This is a genomic window from Burkholderia sp. GW821-FHT14F03 (assembly GCF_058803765.1).
In genome coordinates this window covers 1-3,129 of record NZ_JBXAPG010000114.1, presented here as the reverse complement: position 1 = coordinate 3,129, position 3,129 = coordinate 1, and the positions used below count along the sequence as shown (strand labels likewise).

The following is a 3,129-nucleotide window of genomic DNA, read 5'->3' as shown; positions in this document are numbered from 1 at the left end:
CATCGAGACAGACTTGTTATAGGATCAAGCCTTACGGGCAATTAGTATCAGTTAGCTGAACGCATTACTGCGCTTACACACCTGACCTATCAACGTCCTGGTCTCGAACGACCCTTCAAGGAGGTCAAGCCTCCAGGGATATCTCATCTCAAGGCGAGTTTCCCGCTTAGATGCTTTCAGCGGTTATCTCTTCCGAACATAGCTACCCGGCGATGCCACTGGCGTGACAACCGGTACACCAGAGGTTCGTCCACTCCGGTCCTCTCGTACTAGGAGCAGCCCCCTTCAAATATCCAACGCCCACGGCAGATAGGGACCAAACTGTCTCACGACGTTTTAAACCCAGCTCACGTACCTCTTTAAATGGCGAACAGCCATACCCTTGGGACCGGCTACAGCCCCAGGATGAGATGAGCCGACATCGAGGTGCCAAACACCGCCGTCGATATGAACTCTTGGGCGGTATCAGCCTGTTATCCCCAGAGTACCTTTTATCCGTTGAGCGATGGCCCTTCCATACAGAACCACCGGATCACTATGACCTGCTTTCGCACCTGCTCGACTTGTCGGTCTCGCAGTTAAGCACGCTTATGCCATTGCACTATCAGCACGATTTCCGACCGTACCTAGCGTACCTTCGTACTCCTCCGTTACGCTTTGGGAGGAGACCGCCCCAGTCAAACTGCCTACCATGCACTGTCCCCGATCCGGATCACGGACCAAGGTTAGAACCTCAAACAAACCAGGGTGGTATTTCAAGGACGGCTCCACCGAAACTAGCGTTCCGGTTTCATAGCCTCCCACCTATCCTACACAGATCGGTTCAAAGTCCAATGCAAAGCTACAGTAAAGGTTCATGGGGTCTTTCCGTCTAGCCGCGGGTAGATTGCATCATCACAAACACTTCAACTTCGCTGAGTCTCGGGAGGAGACAGTGTGGCCATCGTTACGCCATTCGTGCAGGTCGGAACTTACCCGACAAGGAATTTCGCTACCTTAGGACCGTTATAGTTACGGCCGCCGTTTACCGGGACTTCAATCAAGAGCTTGCACCCCATCATTTAATCTTCCGGCACCGGGCAGGCGTCACACCCTATACGTCCACTTTCGTGTTTGCAGAGTGCTGTGTTTTTATTAAACAGTCGCAGCCACCAGTTTATTGCAACCCCTTCACCCTCTGCCCGCAGGGGCATCAAGCTACAAGGGCGTACCTTATCCCGAAGTTACGGTACCAATTTGCCGAGTTCCTTCTCCCGAGTTCTCTCAAGCGCCTTAGAATACTCATCTCGCCCACCTGTGTCGGTTTGCGGTACGGTCATTGTTAAACTGAAGCTTAGAGGCTTTTCTTGGAACCACTTCCAATTGCTTCGCTTCCTAAGAAGCTCGCGCCACACCCTTGAATTCCGCACCCGGATTTGCCTAAGTGCCTTCTCCAATGCAGCGACCGGGACTTCCAACACCCGGACAACCTTCCGCGATCCGTCCCCCCATCGCATTTAACAATGGTGCAGGAATATTGACCTGCTTCCCATCAGCTACGCATTTCTGCCTCGCCTTAGGGGCCGACTCACCCTACGCCGATGAACGTTGCGTAGGAAACCTTGGGCTTACGGCGAGGGGGCCTTTCACCCCCTTTATCGCTACTCATGTCAGCATTCGCACTTCCGATACCTCCAGCACGCTTTTCAACGCACCTTCGCAGGCTTACGGAACGCTCTCCTACCATGCACACTAGTGTGCATCCGCAGCTTCGGTATATAGCTTAGCCCCGTTACATCTTCCGCGCAGGACGACTCGATCAGTGAGCTATTACGCTTTCTTTAAAGGGTGGCTGCTTCTAAGCCAACCTCCTGACTGTTTTAGCCTTCCCACTTCGTTTCCCACTTAGCTATATTTGGGGACCTTAGCTGGCGGTCTGGGTTGTTTCCCTCTTGACACCGGACGTTAGCACCCGATGTCTGTCTCCCGTGATTGCACTCTTCGGTATTCGGAGTTTGCTATGGCGGGGTAATCTGCAATAGACCCCCCAACCATGACAGTGCTCTACCCCCGAAGGTGAGACACGAGGCACTACCTAAATAGTTTTCGGAGAGAACCAGCTATTTCCAAGTTTGTTTAGCCTTTCACCCCTATCCACAGCTCATCCCCTAACTTTTCAACGTTAGTGGGTTCGGACCTCCAGTACGTGTTACCGCACCTTCATCCTGGCCATGGATAGATCACTTGGTTTCGGGTCTACGCCCAGCAACTGAACGCCCTATTCGGACTCGCTTTCGCTACGCCTGCCCTATACGGTTAAGCTTGCTACTGAACGTAAGTCGCTGACCCATTATACAAAAGGTACGCCGTCACCCGTTTCCAGGCTCCGACTGTTTGTATGCATGCGGTTTCAGGATCTATTTCACTCCCCTCCCGGGGTTCTTTTCGCCTTTCCCTCACGGTACTGGTTCACTATCGGTCGATCACGAGTATTTAGCCTTGGAGGATGGTCCCCCCATCTTCAGACAGGATTTCACGTGTCCCGCCCTACTTTTCGTACACTTAGTTCTTTCTCGCTGTTTTCGTCTACAGGGCTATCACCTGCTATGGCCGCACTTTCCAGAGCGTTCGACTAACAACAAAAATAAAGAGTACAGGCTGATCCCATTTCGCTCGCCACTACTTTGGGAATCTCGGTTGATTTCTTTTCCTGCGGTTACTTAGATGTTTCAGTTCACCGCGTTCGCTTCACATAGCCTATGTATTCAGCTATGGATACTCCAGAAGGAGTGGGTTTCCCCATTCGGACATCTACGGATCAATGCTTGTTTGCCAGCTCCCCGTAGCTTTTCGCAGGCTACCGCGTCCTTCATCGCCTGTGATCGCCAAGGCATCCACCACATGCACTTATTCGCTTGACCCTATAACGAGTCTGTCTCGTCTTTCGACTGACAGTCGTTACAGGTTGAGTTCTCGCGTTGTGCCGTATTCCAATTGAGCCGAACATGAAGTTCGAATCATCTTGAGATACATCGATACAATCACAACCCGGATAGTTTTCACGTCCATCTCAAGACGCTTCCGCTATCCAAATTACTTACTTCTTCCAGATTGTTAAAGAACGACAGCCGATATGGTATTACTCATATC

The 3,129-nt window shown here is 51.6% G+C and carries 1 rRNA gene; it reads right to left on the bottom strand.

From position 1 onward, the window contains the following. Nucleotides 1-20 precede the first annotated feature (20 nt). Nucleotides 21-2,900: ribosomal RNA gene (locus tag AC1RQF_RS33195) — 23S ribosomal RNA — on the bottom strand. Nucleotides 2,901-3,129 lie beyond the last annotated feature (229 nt).